The sequence below is a fragment of the Hylemonella sp. W303a genome, assembly GCF_046452315.1.
In the GTDB taxonomy this organism is placed as follows: Bacteria; Pseudomonadota; Gammaproteobacteria; order Burkholderiales; family Burkholderiaceae_C; genus Hylemonella.
Genome location: NZ_JBKFDG010000015.1, coordinates 2,501 through 5,695, shown reverse-complemented (window position 1 = coordinate 5,695; position 3,195 = coordinate 2,501). Strand labels below are relative to the sequence as shown.

Here is a 3,195-nt window from a genome sequence, read left to right as displayed (position 1 = left end):
ACAAACAGAAACGCCCTCATCGGAGGTTATCCGAGAGGGCGGTCTGAGGCTATAGGAGCCTGACGATGTCCTACTTTCACACGGGAACCCGCACTATCATCGGCGCAGAGGCGTTTCACTGTCCTGTTCGGGATGGGAAGGAGTGGGACCACCTCGCTATGGTCATCAGGCATAACTTTTTGTCTATCTGACTGGGTCAGAAGGACCAATTTATAGAGCTTGAATCAGCTTGTATTTTGATTGCCGTCAAAGTGCTACACGGTGTGTAGCGTTGGCATAACCGTCATTTGATCTGCATTGAGATCAAAGTTATAGGGTCAAGCCGCACGAGCAATTAGTACTGGTTAGCTTAACGCATTACTGCGCTTCCACACCCAGCCTATCAACGTCCTGGTCTTGAACGACTCTTTAGGGGGCTCAAGGCCCCGGCAGATCTCATCTTGAAACGAGTTTCCCGCTTAGATGCTTTCAGCGGTTATCTCTTCCACACATAGCTACCCGGCGATGCCACTGGCGTGACAACCGGTACACCAGAGGTGTGTCCACTCCGGTCCTCTCGTACTAGGAGCAGGCTTCCTCAAATCTGCAGCGCCCACGGAAGATAGGGACCAAACTGTCTCACGACGTTTTAAACCCAGCTCACGTACCTCTTTAAATGGCGAACAGCCATACCCTTGGGACCGGCTACAGCCCCAGGATGAGATGAGCCGACATCGAGGTGCCAAACACCGCCGTCGATATGAACTCTTGGGCGGTATCAGCCTGTTATCCCCAGAGTACCTTTTATCCGTTGAGCGATGGCCCTTCCATACAGAACCACCGGATCACTATGTCCTGCTTTCGCATCTGCTCGACTTGTCAGTCTCGCAGTTAAGCACGCTTATGCCATTGCACTATCGTCACGATGTCCGACCGTAACTAGCGTACCTTCGAACTCCTCCGTTACGCTTTGGGAGGAGACCGCCCCAGTCAAACTGCCTACCATGCACTGTCCCCAATCCCGATCAGGGATCCAGGTTAGAACCTCAAACGCACCAGGGTGGTATTTCAACGTCGGCTCCACGATGTCTAGCGACACCGCTTCAAAGCCTCCCACCTATCCTACACAGATCCGTTCAAAGTCCAATACAAAGCTACAGTAAAGGTTCATGGGGTCTTTCCGTCTTTCCGCGGGGAGATTGCATCATCACAAACATTTCAACTTCGCTGAGTCTCAGGAGGAGACAGTGTGGCCATCGTTACGCCATTCGTGCAGGTCGGAACTTACCCGACAAGGAATTTCGCTACCTTAGGACCGTTATAGTTACGGCCGCCGTTTACTGGGACTTCAATCAAGAGCTTGCACCCCATCATTTAATCTTCCAGCACCGGGCAGGCGTCACACCCTATACGTCCACTTTCGTGTTTGCAGAGTGCTGTGTTTTTAATAAACAGTCGCAGCCACCGATTCTTTGCAACCCCTTTGGGCTCCCCTTGTACAGGTTCACCTACTGAGGGCACACCTTCTCCCGAAGTTACGGTGTCAATTTGCCGAGTTCCTTCTCCTGAGTTCTCTCAAGCGCCTTAGAATACTCATCTCGCGCACCAGTGTCGGTTTGCGGTACGGTCGTCAATAGCTGAAGCTTAGTGGCTTTTCCTGGAAGCAGGGTATCACTCACTTCGGCTGCAAGCAGCCTCGTTATCACCCCTCATCTAAGCCCGGCGGATTTGCCTACCAGGCACGACTACAGGCTTGAACCAACATCCAACAGTTGGCTGAGCTAACCTTCTCCGTCCCCACATCGCACTATTGATCGGTACAGGAATATTGACCTGTTTCCCATCAGCTACGCATCTCTGCCTCGCCTTAGGGGCCGACTCACTCTACGCCGATGAACGTTGCGTAGAAAACCTTGCGCTTACGGCGAGGGGGCTTTTCACCCCCTTTAACGCTACTCATGTCAGCATTCGCACTTCTGATACCTCCAGCAGCCTTTACAAGCCACCTTCACAGGCTTACAGAACGCTCTCCTACCACTTGCACTTGCGTGCAAATCCGCAGCTTCGGTAACTGGCTTAGCCCCGTTACATCTTCCGCGCAGGACGACTCGATCAGTGAGCTATTACGCTTTCTTTAAATGATGGCTGCTTCTAAGCCAACATCCTGACTGTTTTAGCCTTCCCACTTCGTTTCCCACTTAGCCAATTTTAGGGACCTTAGCTGGCGGTCTGGGTTGTTTCCCTCTTGAGTCCGGACGTTAGCACCCGGTGCTCTGTCTCCCAAGCTGTACTCGTCGGTATTCGGAGTTTGCCTTGGTTTGGTAAGTCGCCATGACCCCCTAGCCAAAACAGTGCTCTACCCCCGACGGTAATACTTGAGGCACTACCTAAATAGTTTTCGGAGAGAACCAGCTATTTCCAAGTTTGTTTAGCCTTTCACCCCTATCCACAGCTCATCCGCTAGTTTTGCAACACTAGTCGGTTCGGACCTCCAGTACCTGTTACGGCACCTTCATCCTGGCCATGGATAGATCACTTGGTTTCGGGTCTACACCCAGCGACTAATTCGCCCTATTCGGACTCGATTTCTCTACGGCTTCCCTATTCGGTTAACCTTGCCACTGAATGTAAGTCGCTGACCCATTATACAAAAGGTACGCAGTCACCCTTGCGGGCTCCTACTTTTTGTAAGCATGCGGTTTCAGGATCTATTTCACTCCCCTCCCGGGGTTCTTTTCGCCTTTCCCTCACGGTACTAGTTCACTATCGGTCAATGATGAGTATTTAGCCTTGGAGGATGGTCCCCCCATATTCAGACAGGATTACACGTGTCCCGCCCTACTTTTCGTTAGCTCAGTACCACACGTCTCTTTTCGCATACAGGACTATCACCTTCTATAGTCGGCCTTTCCAGACCGTTTTGCTAAGAGTCGTGCTATCACTAACAGGCTTCTCCGATTTCGCTCGCCACTACTTTCGGAATCTCGGTTGATGTCTTTTCCTCGAGCTACTGAGATGTTTCAGTTCACCCGGTTCGCCTCGTTATCCTATGTATTCAGATAACGATACCTTTGCAGGTGGGTTTCCCCATTCGGAAATCTCCGGATCAAAGCTTATTTGCCAGCTCCCCGAAGCTTATCGCAGGCTATCACGTCCTTCGTCGCCTATCATTGCCAAGGCATCCACCACATGCTCTTAGTCACTTGACCCTATAAC

The 3,195-nt window shown here is 51.4% G+C and carries 2 rRNA genes; both read right to left on the bottom strand.

Annotated features, from left to right (window positions below):
• Positions 1 to 57 precede the first annotated feature (57 nt).
• A 5S ribosomal RNA gene (rrf, locus tag ACLBKS_RS16415) occupies positions 58 to 170 on the bottom strand.
• 143 nt (positions 171 to 313) lie between these two features.
• Positions 314 to 3,188 (bottom strand): 23S ribosomal RNA (locus ACLBKS_RS16410).
• Between the last annotated feature and the right edge of the window lie 7 nt (positions 3,189 to 3,195).